Annotated in this window: 13 protein-coding genes; 6 read left to right on the top strand and 7 right to left on the bottom strand. The window is 62.5% G+C overall.

Annotated elements, in window-relative coordinates; translation table 11 throughout:
* The first annotated feature begins 80 nt into the window (after window positions 1-80).
* Window positions 81-1,280: an alpha/beta hydrolase fold domain-containing protein gene (locus tag H7A12_05275; GenBank protein MCP5320225.1), complete on the top strand. Its 1,200-nt coding sequence runs from the start codon at window positions 81-83 to the stop codon at window positions 1,278-1,280.
* A 3-nt stretch (window positions 1,281-1,283) separates the two neighbouring features.
* On the opposite strand, the gene H7A12_05270 is transcribed toward H7A12_05275, so the two are convergent.
* Genes H7A12_05270 through H7A12_05255 form a run of 4 tightly spaced genes read right to left on the bottom strand, consistent with a single transcriptional unit; the run spans window position 1,284 to window position 5,442 of the window.
* Window positions 1,284-2,204, bottom strand: a complete 921-nt coding sequence (locus tag H7A12_05270) for a sugar phosphate isomerase/epimerase (GenBank protein MCP5320224.1) — start codon at window positions 2,202-2,204, stop codon at window positions 1,284-1,286.
* Window positions 2,201-3,907, bottom strand: coding sequence for a GMC family oxidoreductase (locus tag H7A12_05265; GenBank protein ID MCP5320223.1), 1,707 nt, complete (start codon window positions 3,905-3,907; stop codon window positions 2,201-2,203). The genes H7A12_05270 and H7A12_05265 overlap by 4 nt, the downstream gene beginning before the upstream one ends.
* Window positions 3,908-3,911: 4 nt before the next feature.
* Window positions 3,912-4,553: a gluconate 2-dehydrogenase subunit 3 family protein gene (locus tag H7A12_05260; GenBank protein ID MCP5320222.1), complete on the bottom strand. Its 642-nt coding sequence runs from the start codon at window positions 4,551-4,553 to the stop codon at window positions 3,912-3,914.
* Window positions 4,540-5,442 carry a ThuA domain-containing protein gene (locus H7A12_05255; GenBank protein MCP5320221.1) on the bottom strand — a complete coding sequence of 301 codons (903 nt, stop codon included), beginning with the start codon at window positions 5,440-5,442 and terminating at the stop codon, window positions 4,540-4,542. The genes H7A12_05260 and H7A12_05255 overlap by 14 nt, the downstream gene beginning before the upstream one ends.
* Before the next feature lie 151 nt (window positions 5,443-5,593).
* On the opposite strand from H7A12_05255, the gene H7A12_05250 reads away from it, so the two are divergent.
* Entirely contained in the window at window positions 5,594-6,568 is a 975-nt protein-coding gene (locus H7A12_05250; GenBank protein MCP5320220.1) for a DUF1080 domain-containing protein, read from the top strand.
* An 83-nt stretch (window positions 6,569-6,651) separates the two neighbouring features.
* Here the strand turns inward: H7A12_05250 and H7A12_05245 are convergent, their stop codons facing one another.
* Window positions 6,652-7,056: a RidA family protein gene (locus tag H7A12_05245; protein MCP5320219.1), complete on the bottom strand. Its 405-nt coding sequence runs from the start codon at window positions 7,054-7,056 to the stop codon at window positions 6,652-6,654.
* 144 nt (window positions 7,057-7,200) lie between these two features.
* On the opposite strand from H7A12_05245, the gene H7A12_05240 reads away from it, so the two are divergent.
* Window positions 7,201-8,940 carry a phosphoethanolamine transferase gene (locus H7A12_05240; protein MCP5320218.1) on the top strand — a complete coding sequence of 580 codons (1,740 nt, stop codon included), beginning with the start codon at window positions 7,201-7,203 and terminating at the stop codon, window positions 8,938-8,940.
* 31 nt (window positions 8,941-8,971) lie between these two features.
* Window positions 8,972-9,718, top strand: coding sequence for a phosphatase PAP2 family protein (locus tag H7A12_05235; GenBank protein ID MCP5320217.1), 747 nt, complete (start codon window positions 8,972-8,974; stop codon window positions 9,716-9,718).
* 63 nt (window positions 9,719-9,781) lie between these two features.
* Here H7A12_05235 and H7A12_05230 read toward each other — a convergent pair whose 3' ends face one another.
* Complete coding sequence (locus H7A12_05230) at window positions 9,782-12,484, bottom strand: TonB-dependent receptor (protein ID MCP5320216.1); 2,703 nt, start codon at window positions 12,482-12,484, stop codon at window positions 9,782-9,784.
* 415 nt (window positions 12,485-12,899) lie between these two features.
* Here H7A12_05230 and H7A12_05225 point away from each other — a divergent pair, with 415 nt between their 5' ends.
* Window positions 12,900-13,166: a hypothetical protein gene (locus H7A12_05225; protein ID MCP5320215.1), complete on the top strand. Its 267-nt coding sequence runs from the start codon at window positions 12,900-12,902 to the stop codon at window positions 13,164-13,166.
* Window positions 13,167-13,528: 362 nt separating this feature from the next.
* On the top strand, window positions 13,529-14,164 hold the full coding sequence (locus tag H7A12_05220; GenBank protein MCP5320214.1) for a class I SAM-dependent methyltransferase: 636 nt from the start codon (window positions 13,529-13,531) through the stop codon (window positions 14,162-14,164).
* A gap of 8 nt (window positions 14,165-14,172) precedes the next feature.
* Here the strand turns inward: H7A12_05220 and H7A12_05215 are convergent, their stop codons facing one another.
* Window positions 14,173-14,988, bottom strand: coding sequence for an SDR family NAD(P)-dependent oxidoreductase (locus H7A12_05215; protein ID MCP5320213.1), 816 nt, complete (start codon window positions 14,986-14,988; stop codon window positions 14,173-14,175).
* Between the last annotated feature and the right edge of the window lie 38 nt (window positions 14,989-15,026).

Genomic DNA, 15,026 nt, shown 5'->3' with positions numbered 1-15,026 from the left:
CGTTCCAGACAGACGGACATGTGCACCGAGTGTTGGAAACGGCGCCGCATGATTCTGCGTCCAGGTATCGGAAGAAGGATATGACGAACTTGCTCAGAAGACCGTTGCTGGCATTGACGGTGATGATGATCTCGACAGGAGGTGTGGTCGTGGCGGGGGATGGATCCAGCGAATCCACGCAGGCGCCGCCGTCTGTTGCAGCACCGCAGTCTGCTGCGGGTGCAACGAGACCCGCACTTCCGGTCGTCACCGCTGATGCAACGGTACAGATCCCTGCGTTTGCTGCACCTTTTTCGGTCTTCGCGAGCGAGGCAGCCCGCAACGCCTATCTTCATGAGCATTCACCGGCCTTTTACGCCTCACCGGTGGCACGCATGCAAGGGCTGCCGATTGCCGAGCAGCGGCGCATCCTCGACGAACACTATCTGGCGCCGCTGATCGCGAAGGCGAGGCAGCGCTTTGCAGTTGCCATCGAACCGCGCACCATCAACGGGGTGTACACGGAGGTGATCACGCCTGCCACCGGCGTTACGGCGCAAAGGCAAGACCGCGTCCTGATCAACCTGCACGGGGGCGGTTTCACCATGGGCGCCCGCAGCAACGGCCAACTCGAGTCGATTCCGGTAGCGGGGCTGGGAGGATACCGGGTCGTGGCAGTCGATTACCGCCAGGGTCCGGAGCATCGATTTCCGGCGGCCAGCGAAGACGTGGCGATCGTCTACCGTGAGCTGCTGAAAACCTACAGTCCTGGACACATCGGGATCTTCGGCTGTTCAGCCGGGGGGTTGCTGGCAGCGCAGGCTCTGGCCTGGTTCCAGAAGGAAGGATTGCCGACGCCGGGTGCGGTCGAAATATCCTGCGCTTCGGCAGGGCATCTCGGTGACGGCGATTCGGGCTACACGGCGGCTGCGCTCAATGGTCGCCCGGTACCTCCGCCGGGTGCGGCGGATGCCTTGACACGCCTCGCCTACTTTGAAGCGGCGGATGTACACGACCCGCTGGTATCACCGGTCGATCATCCTGCGGTGCTTGCGAAGTTTCCGCCCACGCTGCTCGTGACGGCTACGCGGGACATGGCGATGAGTTCTGCACTTCATACCCACCGGCAACTGGTGAAGGCCGGCGTCGATGCCGACCTGCATGTGTGGGACGGGCTGCAGCATTTCTTTTTTGCCGACGTCGATCTGCCGGAATCGGAAGAAGCGTTCAGGGTGATGGTCGATTTCTTCGACCGTCATCTCGACGGCGCGCAGCTCACCGCAACCGGGGGAGCGAAGTAGGCATCAAAGTGCACGCAGGAATTCATGATCCTGCCGGAGGGCTGCGATCACATCCGGGGCAGGAATGCTCTCCTGTTCGATGAAACAGGTGTCGATGCCCGCTGCCGTGCAGGCACGTAGCGTTTTCATCCAATCGATGATGCCCTCACCCAATGGGGCCGAGCGTGGCATCGTGTTGTCGTCCCACGTCGTTCCTTTTGGCCAGTCCTTGACGTGGACGAGCTTGAAGCGGTCAGGAAAGCGCTGAAGATACGGCATCGGATCAGCCCCTGCAGAAATCGCGTTGCCGATGTCGATTTCGAAGACAACCCGTCCCGGATCGGTGCGTTGCATCATCTCGTCGAATCCGAGCGTATCGCCATAGCGGCGAAAATCCATGCCGTGCGTGTGGTAGGCAAACTGCATGCCTGCGGCCTGAACCTGTTCGCCGATACGATTGAACCGGTCTGCGCTCTCGCGAATATCGTCCAGTGTCACCTTGCGCGCAGCCTCGATTGCCTGGGCCATCGATACGACCGGCCACTGCAGATGGCGCATCAATGGTGCTGCAGCACAGATGTAACGAACACCCAGTTCCGCACAGAAATCAATCGTTGCACCCAGCTCGTCATCGGTCATTTCCGCGCGAACGGCATGTGCACTGACGGCAATCAGGTCGTTCGCCTTCAATGTTCCGGCAAGATCGGTTGCGCGACGATCATGGAAACCGGCGAACTCGACGTGGTGAATGCCTGTCCGTGCAACGGCGGCCAGGGTGCCGTTGAAATCCTGTGCGAGAAGTTCTCGCAACATATAAAGCTGGACACCGATGACGAGATCGTTACCGACCGATGCGCGTGCGCGGTTGACCCATCCAGGCAGAGGCATCAATGCAGCTCCCAGACCAGCCATCAGAACACCACGCCTTGTCAGACCCTGGATCACGTCTCGCTCCTGGCGCCAGCATCGCGCTGGAGACCGTCGACGGCATGGTTCACCGCGCGTGCCGTCAACGCCATGAATGTCAATGAGGGGTTCACGACACCGCAGGAGCTCATGCTGGCCCCGTCCGTGACGTACAGATTCGGCACGTCGTGTGCCTGGTTCCAACCGTTCAGCACGGAGGTCGCTGGGTCGTGCCCCATGCAGGCACCGCCCATTTCGTGGATGGCGTTGCCAGGTACCGCAGGCTGAGTGATCGCAAGCACGTTCTGCAGGCCGGCGGCTTCAAGCATGGCTCTTGCCTCGGTAACCGAATCTGCGCTGAGCTTTGCTTCATTGTCCCGGAAGCGGACGTTGAAGCGTACTTGCGGAATTCCGTAGGGGTCCAGACGGTCGGAGTCCAGCGACACCTGGTTGTCGGGGTAAGGCAGGCACTCGGTGAAGGCTCCGATCAGAAAACCCCACGTCGGTGCAGCGCGTAGTGCCTGCTTGAATGTGGCACCGAAACCGGGAATGCGGCTGGCAACGAAACGTCCCTCGAGCGGGAAGGCCATACCCTGATATCCATAGCCACGCAAGAAATCCCTGTCGGGCTGGTTCGGGTCGAGGTTACGGAAGCGGGGGATATAAATCCCGTTGGGGCGGTCCCCATAGTAATACTTGCCGTTGAATTGGGATGTCGTGCCGAAGGCAATTCCCCCGTCCTGGTGATCCATCACATAGCGACCCAGCATGCCGCTGCGGTTTGCGATACCGTCGGGGAAACTGTCCGAGCGCGAATTGAGGAGTATCTGCAGACTTCCGATCGTGGAGGCGCATACGAACACCAGTTTCGAGGTGAACCGCTGTCGCTCTCGCGTGGTCGAGTCTATGGTTTTGACACCGGTGACACGTTTTGTCTGCGGATCATAGTCGAGCGCCTCGACCACGCTGTTTGCGCGCAGTTCCAGCAAGCCGGTCTTGCGGGCAGCCGGCAGGGTCGAACTCAGGCTGCTGAAGTAGGCACCGGTCGAACAGCCACGCCGGCATATGCCGCAATAGTGACAGGCCGCGCGATCGCCCAGGTGTTCGGTAAGATTCGCCGTGCGTCCGATCGTCATGTGCCGACCGGGAAATGTGGTTTCGATTCGCTGCCTTATGGCCTTCTCGACCACATTCATCTCCATCGGAGGCTGAAACACGCTGTCCGGGAGATGCGCCAGGCCGAGTGCCTGGCCACTCACGCCGATGAAACGTTCCACATGTTCGTACCAGGGTGCGAGGTCCCGGTAGCGGATGGGCCAGTCCACACCGTGCCCGTCGCGAGCGTTGGCCTCGAAGTCGAGGTCGCTCCAGCGGTAGACCTGTCGGGACCACAGCAGTGACTTGCCGCCCACGACTCCCGCACGGAACCAGTTGAACGGTGCATCGTTGGCGTGAACGTAGGGCTGTTCGGTGTCCTTCAGCCAGAAATGCCGGGTGGTTTCGTCGAACGCGTAACTCCGACTCTGTACCGGATACTCGCGTTCATAGAGATCACGAACGGGCTTGCCACCGAACGGAACTTCCCAGGGAGGTACGTGTTCCGTGATGTAGCCGCTTCCATGTTGCAGCGGGCGACCACGCTCCAGCACCAGCGTGCGTAAACCTCGTGCAGTCAGTTCCTTCGCCGCCCAGCCTCCGGTTACACCGGAACCCACTACGATTGCATCGAAGTCGTACTTCATGGATTCAGAACCTCCACTGACGGCCAGTTTGCGCGTAGTCATAGTCGCCGTCGTAGCGCATCGGCATGGGGTTATACGCAAGTTCCTGCGTCGCACCGACCTCGGAGCTGTAATAGCCGAGTACGGTCAATTCCTTGAGCTTCGTGAAGAACGGTGTCTGCTCGTCGACCAGCTTGCTCATCGCGCCGAAAACCCCGCCAGGTAGCGGGCTTTTGTAAGCAAGTGCCTGCTGTTCTGCGTGCTGCAACGCGGAGGTGCGTTGTTCCCCGGAGCATTGCAAGAAGGGAGCAGCAAAAGTCTGACGACAGTAGGCATCGAGCGCAGCGATGCCATCGAGGAAAATCCGCCGCTCAGTGCCTGTGTACCAGTCGGCAACCATCATTTCGACGAAGTCGGGCACGCCCGCCACGATTGCGCCGGGAGTATCGGTAGCCGGGATGATCATGTCCGTGAGTTCGGCAACCAGGGAGCGCGTCGGGCTATCGAAGAGCGGGTGCGAAGCGGTGCGAGTGGGTGCATCACCCGCCAGTACACGGAATGAGGCTGAACTGAACAGGCTGCCACCCATCGCCGCACACGCAAGCTGGAGCAGGTCTCGTCGGTTCATGTAGGTCATGGTGCTCTCCCGATATTCAGGACGTTTCACAGGGCAGCGGATCTGCTGGTTGCCTGTCTGCCGTATTCATCCTCCCGGCCCACCGGATCGCACGCACAAGGATTTCACGATATGCAGGCTCTGCATAGCTGTCGGCGGTGTGACCGAGCGCAGAATAGAACACGCGTCCAGCTCCGGCGCAATGTTTCCAGATGACTGGATGATCCGCCCCCATCGCGAGTGATGCGCCGAAAAGTCCGCGTGGCACGTAGCTCGCCTCGTCCAGTGTCGCAAGAACCCGGAGATCCGGTGCCCGCGGACTTTGCGCAAAGGAATACCACTCGTCGGTGCGCTGCCATGCAGGGCCGAGTGTGCCGACGATCGGATCCGCAGGCTGCTCGATTCGTACTGTCGCCTGCTGAAACTGTGGATTGGTCGGATGCCCGATGAACTGTGCGCGAATCACGGTGTCGTGATACCACGGCCAGTGTTTGTGGCTGCTGTCTCCCGCCGCGTGCAAGCCCACGAAGCCGCCACCTGACTGTAGCCAGCTTGCAAAAGCCTCGCGTTGCGCCGGAGTCAGCACATCGCCGGTGACGTTGTTCCAGACCACGACGTCGAATCGGGCAAGATCGTCCCTGTTGAAGACACCGCCACCGTCGGTCTGGAATACACCCCAGCCTTGTTCCTCGCCCATGAGCGCAAGCAACTCCTTCGCGGCAGGGATCGCGTCCTTGTGGATGAAAGCGTTGGTCTTGGAGAACACGAGTACCGAAGGGTGGTGCTCGAGGGGCAAACGTGGACGATCGGTTTCATAGACCGGAGCGCGCAGAAAACCGATCCCGCGCAGGAACAGCAGCGCCGCCATCGCAGCCAGACCGAGCAATACGAGTAACGTGAGCAACACCCATTGCAGCCAGTGTCGACGTTTCGTCGCCATCTTGATGCTCCCCGGACCATTGCACAGCCGACGCTCGTCACTGCCGGTCGGCAGGGTAACACAATCGGCAGTCATCCCCGGAGCGAGCATGCTCCCGCGGCGATTCGGCGCTATGATTCGACGGCGTCGCCACTCCCGGATCTTCTCTTTCATGTCCGCCATCGCCATGTTCTTTGTCGCCGCCTGCCTCGCCGTGGCGAGCGTGACGCTCCCTTCGGTTACGGCAGCGGACGCCCCGGTACAGCCGTTACGGTCTTCGTTGGTGGGACGATGGGATATCGTCGTGGATGAGCCCGGCTATCATCACAACACCGCTGCCTGGCTCGAGGTGCGGCGCTCGGGGCGCAGCACCCTGGTGGGCGCTTTCGTGAACATGGTCGGAAGCACGCGCCCGGTCGCCGAGATCGAATACGACGAGGCGGCCGGGAGCTTCACGTTCAGCATCCCGCCGCAGTGGGATGATGCAGAGGGTGAAACCACCGTGACGGGGCGGCTGCAGGGTGATTCGATTTCGGGAGCCATCGCCACCGCCAGCGGATGGCGGCAGACCTTCAAGGGCGAGCGTGCTCCGCGCCTGCTGCGTACGACACCTCCGACATGGGGGGCTGCGGTCGCGCTGTTCAACGGCAAGGATCTTTCCGGTTGGAAGACGGTCGGGCAGGGTGCAAATCATTGGGAAGCCGCCAGCGGGGTGCTGCGCAACGACGCAGCGGGTGCCGGTCTCATTACGGAAGGCCTGTTCACCGACTTCAAGCTCCACGTCGAATTCCGCTATCACCCGGGCGGCAACAGCGGGATCTTTCTGCGCGGTCGCCATGAAGTGCAGATCGAGGATACGCCGGGCGACGAGCCGAAAATCGATGGGCTCGGAGCTGTCTACGGGCATCTCGTCCCCAACGAGCTTGCCTCGCTCGGTCCAGGCGAGTGGCAGTCGTACGACATAACGCTGATCGGGCGTCGCATCACGGTCGTGCTCAACGGCAGGGCGATCATCGTCGATCAGATCATCCCCGGGATCACCGGCGGTGCACTCGACAGCAATGAGGGGGCTCCGGGGCCGGTCTTCCTGCAGGGCGACCACGGTCCGGCGGAATATCGCAACATCGTGATCACTCCCGCGCAGTGACGGGAGTTGCCATCGTTACGGCGCGCAGCGTGCGTTGTCGTGGTTGATCCGTCGTCGCACAGGCGGTGTCCCGCACGTCCCGGTCAATCCACCACCGCGACTGCCGATATCTCGACCAGCATCTGCGGATAAGCCAGCGATTGCACGCCGACCAGCGTCGAGGCGTTCGGCGGAAAGGGCGTGCCACCGAGTGCGTCGTTCAGGGCGCGCCCGAACTGCTCCAGCGCTTCCGGACCCAGGTCCTTCACGTACATCGTGCTGCTGACCACGTCCGTGACGCGTGCACCGGCTGCCTCCAGCGCTGCGGCAAGGTTCTGCAGTGCCTTGACCGTCTGTGCGTAGTAGTCGTTTGCGCCTACCAGTTGCATCCCGGCGTCGAAAGCACCCTGGCCGGCGATGTACACGGTGCGTCCGCCCGAGGTCACGACCACCTGCGAATAGCTCGGCAGTTTCATCAGCGTGTCGGGATTGATGTGTTGCTTCGGCATGCGTGTTTCTCCCGTTGCCTGTGGCAGCTCGCAGACAGGGTATCGGGAAAACGGCCGCGGTTCACGCTTTCTTCACGCCGGCGTTACGCATTGCCTACAGGCACCTGCATACGGTGCCCGCAGGCTCACCCGTACTGCGTGATCATGCCCGAACCAAGACTGTCGTTGGTCCCGAATGTACTCGCCGGTGCTGCGTCGTTTGTTCGTTTCGACGCAGTTGCCGAGCGCCCCCCGGCAGCCCGGCGCGGGATGCTGCGCCGGCGCCCCGAGGTCTCGGTCGAATCCCTGCTGCTCGCGGCGAGTCTCTATTTCACGCTGGCGTGCAATGTGCCGTTCTGGCATGCGCTGCTCGCCGCGCGTGGCAGTGAAAGTGGTGTTCTGGTCTACGTGTTCGCGGTCGGCACCGCACTGACGGCGCTGCATTTCCTGCTGCTTGCCCCGCTGCTGAATCGCTGGACGTGGCTGCCACTGCTCGGTGCGCTGGTGCTGGTTGCGGTCAGCACGAGCTATTTCAGCGGGCAGTTCGGCGTGTTTTTCGACCCCGACATGCTGCGCAACGTGCTGCGGACGGATGCGGGCGAGGCACGCGAGTTGCTCACGTCCGGCCTGTTCCGGCACGTCGTTGTGTTTGCGTTGCCGCCGTTGTTCGTGCTGTCGCGTGTGAGGCTGCGCCGCCGTGCGCCGTCCAGGGCCGTGCTGGTGCGCGTTGCGAGCATGTTGCTTGCGGTGCTCGTTGCCGTGGTGGCACTCGGCAGTGTGTTCAAGGATTTTTCCGGACAGATGCGCAATCACAAGGAGATCCGCTACCTGATCACGCCGGCTGCACCACTGTGGTCGTCGAGCCGTGTGCTGGCCGGCGACGCCCGTGCGGCGGAGCTGCCACGTCGCCCGGTGGGCACGGACGCCCGGCTGGGTCCGAGCTGGTCAGCGACGAAGCCCGTACTGTTCGTGATCGTTGTCGGCGAGACCGCGCGTGCAGCGAACTGGGGTTTGAACCGTCCGGAGGCGCAGTCGCCGTCGGCGCGCGACACCACGCCGGAACTGGCCCGTCGCGATGTGATCAACTTCAGTCAGGTCGGCAGTTGTGGCACGAGTACCGAAGTGTCGCTGCCGTGCATGTTTTCGGTGCAGGGGCGACGCCACTACGACGAGGAAGACATTCGTGGCAGCGAGTCGTTGCTGAACACGCTGCAGCATGCCGGCTTGCGTGTGGTGTGGAACGACAACCAGTCCGGCTGCAAGGGTGTGTGCACCGGTGTGGAGACGATGCAGCCGGATCCGGCAACGCTGTCGGATCTGTGCGCGGACGGTCGTTGCCTCGACGAGGCGCTGGTCGAAAGCAGCCGCCCGTTGCTGCGTGACAGCAGCGGCAACCTGGTGCTGGTGCTGCACCAGCTCGGCAATCATGGGCCAGCCTACTATCGACGCTACCCGCAGGCGTTTCGTCGCTTCGTGCCGACCTGCGACGACGAAGATCTGTCGCATTGCAGTCGTGAACAGGTCACGAACAGCTACGACAATGCGCTGCTGTATACCGATCACGTACTGGGCCGCACCATCGACCTGCTGAAGGAATTCGAGCACGACTACGATACGGCAATGCTCTACGTCTCGGACCACGGAGAGTCGCTTGGGGAGAATGGCCTCTACCTGCACGGCGTGCCCTACGCGATCGCGCCGCAGGAGCAGACACAGGTGCCAATGGTGATGTGGTTCTCTGCGGGCTTTGCAGCACGCAACCGACTCGATCTGGGCTGCCTGCGTGAACGTGCGGCGCAGTCTGCGTCGCACGACAACCTGTTCCATACCGTGCTCGGCCTGCTCGACGTGAGGACTTCGGTACGTGAAGACGCGATGGATCTCGGCACGGCCTGCCGGCGTTGAGGGTGCGCAGGCAAGCGCAGCGCAGGCCCGGCTGATTGTGACCGTGTCGAATCCGGTACCTCGGTGGGTCGTGTCGCAGTACGCACTGCTGGCAGTCTGTGCGCTCTTGTTGCTGTGGGTGTTCGAGGTCTCGGATCTCGATCGGCAGCTCGAGTGGCTGTTCTACGATCCTGCGTCGGCACGCTTTCCGTTGAAGCATTCGTGGTTCCTGGAAGTCGTTCTGCACCGGGGTGCGAAGAGCGCGGTCCATGTGCTGGTGGCGGCAAGCCTGTTCGTGTGCTGGCAGGGCTGGAAGGGTCGCCTTGCGTGGTTGCCGTCGCGCAATGCCCTGCTGGCGGCGCTCGGCATGCTGATCATTCCGGCGGCAACCGCGACCCTGAAGCATCTGACGCACCGATACTGTCCGTGGGATGTCGCCGATTTCGGCGGCTACGCACCGTATCTGCGCCTGTTCGATGCGGTGCCGCCAGGCATGGCCCCCGGGCAGTGCTTTCCCGCAGGACACGCGTCGGCGGGATTCCTGTGGATCGTCTGGGCGGTGGCGCTGCGGCCGGCCGGCATTCGCGCGACCCGTTTCGCTCTGCTGGCAGCGGTGCTTGGCGGAGTCGTACTGGGTGCGGCGCGCATGCTGCAGGGGGCGCACTTCCTGTCGCACACACTCTGGTCGCTGTGGTTGGCCTGGGCGATCAGCGTATCGCTCGCGCTTGTGGTGCGTGCCGATCTGCAAGCCGGGCGCTGCAAGGTGCGTCCCGCCCTGATGCACGTTCTCGCATCGTGACCCGGAAAATGAAGAGGGCCCCGCAGGGCCCTCTGATACGCACTCCGGCAGCCGTTGCCGGAATCAGAACTCCCAGACCACGTCGAGGCCGTAGGTGCGCGGTTCGCCGTACTGATCGGTTATCGGGCCCAGCCCGCCGAAGTTGATGCCGAAGGTGTTGTACTTCTTGTCGGTCAGGTTGCGGGCCCACAATGCGGCGCGCAAGCTGGTGCCGTTGGCGAACTCCACGTTCTCCATTCCGATACGGGCGTTCACGATCGCGCGCTTTTTCAGCCAGATATCGTCGTATACGTACGGGTAATTCGAACCGCCGACGTTGTAGTGATTGGTCCACAACGCCGAGGTTGCGGTCCGGTCCTGCCAGAAGACCTCGATGTGTGCCATGAAGTCGGCCCACTCGGTGTGCGCGAACGCCCAGTCCGTGACCAGCGAGATCTGGTCGTCCGCGCCCTGCGCACGGCGTGCCAGGTGGTCGGTGTTGATGCAGACAGCGGCGTAGGTGCGACTGCCGCACAACGGCGGGAATTTCTCGAAGTCTCCGTCGAGGTGCGCCCAGCTTGCGGTCACCAGCAGGGTGTCGGTCGGCGACCACTGTGCCTCGAGCTCGGTACCCCAGCGGTCGGACTTGCCGGCGTTGCCGATGAACGAGGTCACCAGCCCCTCGGGGCTGACTGCGATCTGGCTGACCTGCATGTCATCGTACGTGTACTGGAAGATCGACGCGTTGACTCGCAACGTTCCCGGCACGACGTCCGACTTCACGCCGAATTCCCACTGCTCGATGGTCTCTTCCTTGATCGGGTTGTTGTAGATCTCGCCGTTGAAGCCGCCGCTGCGATAACCCGTCGACCAGCGCACGAACACGTTGGTGTTGTCGGTTGCCTGGTAGGCCAGCGTGAGGCCGGCGCTGTTGTTCGTGAAGTCGCTCTTGAACTTGTTGCCGTAGGTCGGGGTAGGAGACAGGTTGCCGGTGTAGCCCTGGTTGACGCAAAGATACGCCTGGCTCAGTCCGGAACAGGATGCGGTCGGGACGAACAGGCCGGTGCCACGCGACGTGCCGTCGTCGGAGTAGCGGTACTTGATGCCCTTGGTTTCTCCCGTGAAGCGGTAGCCGAACGTGATCGCGAGCCGGTCCTCGAGAATCGGCGGTGTATAGGTGAACTGGGAGTAGAAGGCTTTCGCCTTGGTGTCGTTGCTGTACGCGGTGTTTCCGATCGGTGCCACGGGTACCGCTGCGAGCCGGTAGTTGTCGAACTTGCCCTCGTCCTCGAAGTAGTACAGGCCGACGGCATAGTGCAGACGCTCGGTCGAGCCGACCATCTGCAGTTCCTGCGAGAACTGGTCGTACTTGAACTTCGCGTCCTGCACGAAGAAAGCGCCGCCGTACTGGTCGATCAAACCCCACAGCTTGGCCATCGACGCACGCGGGAACGGGAGTTGCGCTGCAGGAAAGCTTGCCTGGCTTGCGTAGAGCCGGTACATCGCGCCGAGTGCGCTGTCGTTCAGTGCCCCGGCGCCGCCAGGCGCGATCGTGTTGTCGATGCCGTCCAGATCCCCGAGGTTGCGCGCCTTGGTGTTGCGCCATGCGGTGATCGACTTGAACTCCACATTGCCGAGCACGCCCAGTTCGTCGAACTGCCAGGCCGCCGTCAGCGCGTGGCCCTCGACTTCGTTCGTGGTGCCCGAGTACGAATCGGCGGTTCCCTCGTCTGGCCGATCACCGGCCTCGCCGATCTGGGTCGTGAAAGCAGTTCTCAGTGCCTTTGCGGAGTTCAGCCAGCGTGTGAAGGTCGGGTCGCCGGCAGCAGCCGCAAGCGGACCAGCGCCGTAGTTCACTGCGGCGTCACCGGCGGCGATATAGCCGTTCAGTGCCGTCATGCGGTCGATCGGCGTCACGGCTCCGGTGCCCGAGACCGACAGGGCGAGCGGGGTAAGCCCGACCGTCTGTACGACGGCGGCGCGCTCGTCGAGCTTGCTGCGATCCCATGCGTAGTCGACGGTGATCGCGTCGGTGGGCTCCCAGCGCAACGCGATGCGATAGGCCTGGCGATCGATATCGTCGAAGTCCTTCTGGATCGCCGGCGTCAGGCTGTCCTGCAGGCCGTCGCGCTTGCGGGTCTGTGCGGCGAGCGATGCCTTCAGCGTGCCGGCGCCTTCGCCTGCGGTGCCGAGCGTCGGCGTGTCGAGCGCCGCCTTGATCGACCACAGGTCGTAGTTGCCGACCGTGGTGGTGATCTTGCCGCCGAATTCGCCGCTCGGCTTGCGGGTGATGAAGTTCACCGCCCCACCGGTCGAGTTGCGGCCGTACAGCGTGCCTTGCGGGCCACGCAGCACTTCGACGCGCTCGAGCTCGGCAACGTCGAGCGAGGTGCCGATCATCTTGCCGAGCAGCACGCCGTCGACATAGGTCGCGACGTTGGTGTCGATCGAGAGGTTGCTCGGCGAGCCGCTGCTCACGCCGCGCAGCGAGATCGATATGTTCCCCTTGCCACCCGGGGGCTGGAAGCCGCCCATGTTCGGAATCGTGCCGACCAGATCCTGGGCGTTGTTCACACCGCGGCGTTCGATGTCCACCGCACTCAGCGAGGAGATCGAAATCGGGATGGCCTGGATGTTTTCCTCGCGCTTCTGCGCAGTGACGATCATTTCCTCGATGCCGAGTTTGGTGATGTCCTGCTGTGCGCTGACCGTCGTGCCGAACAGCAGGGCGCTGGCGCCCACGATGCCGGCAAACAGCGCCTTGCGTTGGTAGGTTGTCTGGTTCATCCGTAGTGTTCTCCGTTGGTATGAGGCGGACTGCCGGGCACAGTCTAGTTGTACCGGATGGCCAACTAGAACTCGCGACAAGTATTGCGGTGGTTTCGAGCGTGCGCTTCGGGTGTCGGGTGGCTCGCCGATCGGCGTCAGTGAGCTGTAAGCCACGATAAATTTACGAATCGTAACGATATCGCCATTCAGCGCCCATTTTCAGCCATGACCATTGACAAATTTAAATACATATAAATCAACATGATGCGTATATATGTACTTACCTTAACATTTGTTAGGCATTATTTCTGGCTGTAAGTGCTGGCGAATCCTTCTGATGGTGTTACGCTTCGTATCACTTTGGTAGCAGTCGTTCAGGAGCGGTGTTACCTCCGCTCCCTGCTGCCGAGTCACTGCAGAGGAGGAATCCGTCATGAAAAGGTTCGGTGCCATGCTGGTCCTGGTCGTTGCTGCCCAGGCGGCTCTTGCAGACCCGTCCGCAGCCCGGACGAGCACCGCTTCAGCGTACATGGATGCGCCGGCAGCCGCCGTCGCGGACAAGCTGGCGGAAGCGGAACTGCGCATGCAGAAGGTCACGGCGCGCAAGATCCGCCACAGTGTGCAAGAGGCCATCGGGCAGTCCGTTGCCCGTGACTTCCAGCCACAGGGCGTTGCAGTCCAACTGACGATGAGCAATTGAGGGGTGGAGCGGGTGCGGTTTCGTGCCGCACCCGCAATTCCATTCCATTCCATTCGCTGACACGGATTGTCACCACCGCGAGCTTACGCAATGGTCAGAAAGCAGCCCCGCGTTCTGCGCCAGGCTGACTGTCCGTACACGCCGTGACGGGTTCGATTCGAACCGTGACCCGGTCCCGTGCTGCGGCAGTGTTTCGTCTGGGCATGCGGAGGCCAGGTGAAAGTCATAGGCAGCCCGTTCGGCTCCCTCGCCGAAATCCCGACCGGCAGGCGGCACTGGTTGCCTCCGTGCGCGGCGTATCCGGCGGTTGAGTGCCTCGTCGTTCGCAGCCATGATGGGCAGGTGACGTCGGGAGCGTGCAAATGGGATTCAAGGACTGGTACGACGAGCAGGTGCTGCCGCACATCATCCGCTGCGGTTGTGCGAACGAGCACATCATGGCGCTGCGCGCCAACGTGGTGCCGCTCGCCGCAGGAAGGGTATTCGAGATGGGCGCCGGCGGCGGGCTCAACCAGCGCTTCTACGACCGTGCCAAGGTGACGGGTTTTGCAGGCCTGGATCCTTCAGGCAAGTTGCTCGAGCACGCGCGTGCGGCGGCACGTGCCAAGGGCTGGGAAGCAGACATACGCCAGGGCGTCGGCGAAGCGATCCCGTTCGAGGACCGGAGCTTCGACACCGTGGTGTGTACGTTCACGATGTGCTCGGTGAACGACCAGTCGCGGGTGCTGGTCGAAATGCGGCGCATCCTGAAACCGGACGGACGATTGCTGTTCCTCGAGCATGGGCGTGCACCGGATCCCGGCGTCTATCGCTGGCAGCAGCGCATCGAACCGACGTGGCGAAAGCTGTTCGGCAACTGCCATATCTCACGCGAAGTGGCGCCGGCGGTGGCGCGCCATGGTTTTGTGATCGAGCAGGTCGACCACAAGTACATGGAAAGAACCCCGCGTATCGCGGGGTTCGTGGAATGGGGCGTGGCGCGCAGGAGCGGGGACTAGGCGCCGCCTCAGATCGCCTGCTCGGGCGGTTTGCCGCCGAGGAAATTGTCGATGGCGTGTTGCGCCATGAACGCAATGACCTGTTCGTCGGGCAACTGATCAAGTTGCTTGCGGGCAGCTCGATGCACTTCGCCCGAGATCATCAGCGGTTGCTTGCCGAGCACCTCCATTGCCTCGTTGACGAGTTGCTCGGACGTCTGGAACGTCGATGTGTCGAGATGCTGGTAGCCGGCCGCCGCGGTGGAGAGCGTCATGCCACCGGCAACTGCCAGTACGTCGACGCCGTACGGTTTGAATTCGTGCCACAGCGACTGCCCGAGATTGATCGTGTAGGCCTTGGTTGCAGCGTATGCCGCGTAGTAGGGCGCACCCTTCAGTCCCGAGCCGGATGACATCAGCACGATGCCGCCCCGCCTGCGCGCGAGCATCGATCGGCCAAAGTGCCAGGTCAGCACCAGCGGTCCGCTGACGTTGATCGCGATGCGTTTTCTCTCGAAGTCGAGTCCGGTACCCGGCTTGAAGAACGGCCCGACGTCGGCAATGGCGGCGTTGTAGACCAGCAGTCCGATCGCGCGCTCACCGACGCCGGCGGTGATCTGTTCGAGCATGTCGCTCGCACCGAGATCGATCCTGAGCGCCAGGCACTCGACGCCGTAACGCGTTTCCAGATCGACCCTGATCGCATCCAGTGCGCCCTGGTGGATGTCGATCACTGCCACGTCGAGTCCGCGCGCCGCCGCGTAGTGCGCGTACGCTGCGCCGATTCCCTGTGCGCCACCGGCAACCAGTGCCCAGGGGCCGTACTTGTTCCTGAAGTCGGTCATCGCGCTATCCTCATTGTTCCCGGGCTCGGTATGGCCGG

It is taken from the genome of Pseudomonadales bacterium (genome assembly GCA_024234165.1).
Taxonomy (GTDB): Bacteria; Pseudomonadota; Gammaproteobacteria; order Pseudomonadales; family UBA5518; genus UBA5518.
This window is presented reverse-complemented; position numbering and strand designations above follow the sequence as displayed.

Excerpts from the sequence above, each read along its gene's own strand:
- H7A12_05275 (MCP5320225.1), top strand. The coding sequence starts at position 81 with ATGACGAACTTGCTCAGAAGACCGTTGCTGGCATTGACGGTGATGATG.
- H7A12_05215 (MCP5320213.1), bottom strand. The coding sequence starts at position 14,988 with ATGACCGACTTCAGGAACAAGTACGGCCCCTGGGCACTGGTTGCCGGT.
- H7A12_05250 (MCP5320220.1), top strand. The coding sequence starts at position 5,594 with ATGTCCGCCATCGCCATGTTCTTTGTCGCCGCCTGCCTCGCCGTGGCG.
- H7A12_05230 (MCP5320216.1), bottom strand. The coding sequence starts at position 12,484 with ATGAACCAGACAACCTACCAACGCAAGGCGCTGTTTGCCGGCATCGTG.
- H7A12_05245 (MCP5320219.1), bottom strand. The coding sequence starts at position 7,056 with ATGCCGAAGCAACACATCAATCCCGACACGCTGATGAAACTGCCGAGC.
- H7A12_05255 (MCP5320221.1), bottom strand. The coding sequence starts at position 5,442 with ATGGCGACGAAACGTCGACACTGGCTGCAATGGGTGTTGCTCACGTTA.
- H7A12_05225 (MCP5320215.1), top strand. The coding sequence starts at position 12,900 with ATGAAAAGGTTCGGTGCCATGCTGGTCCTGGTCGTTGCTGCCCAGGCG.
- H7A12_05265 (MCP5320223.1), bottom strand. The coding sequence starts at position 3,907 with ATGAAGTACGACTTCGATGCAATCGTAGTGGGTTCCGGTGTAACCGGA.
- H7A12_05240 (MCP5320218.1), top strand. The coding sequence starts at position 7,201 with ATGCCCGAACCAAGACTGTCGTTGGTCCCGAATGTACTCGCCGGTGCT.
- H7A12_05220 (MCP5320214.1), top strand. The coding sequence starts at position 13,529 with ATGGGATTCAAGGACTGGTACGACGAGCAGGTGCTGCCGCACATCATC.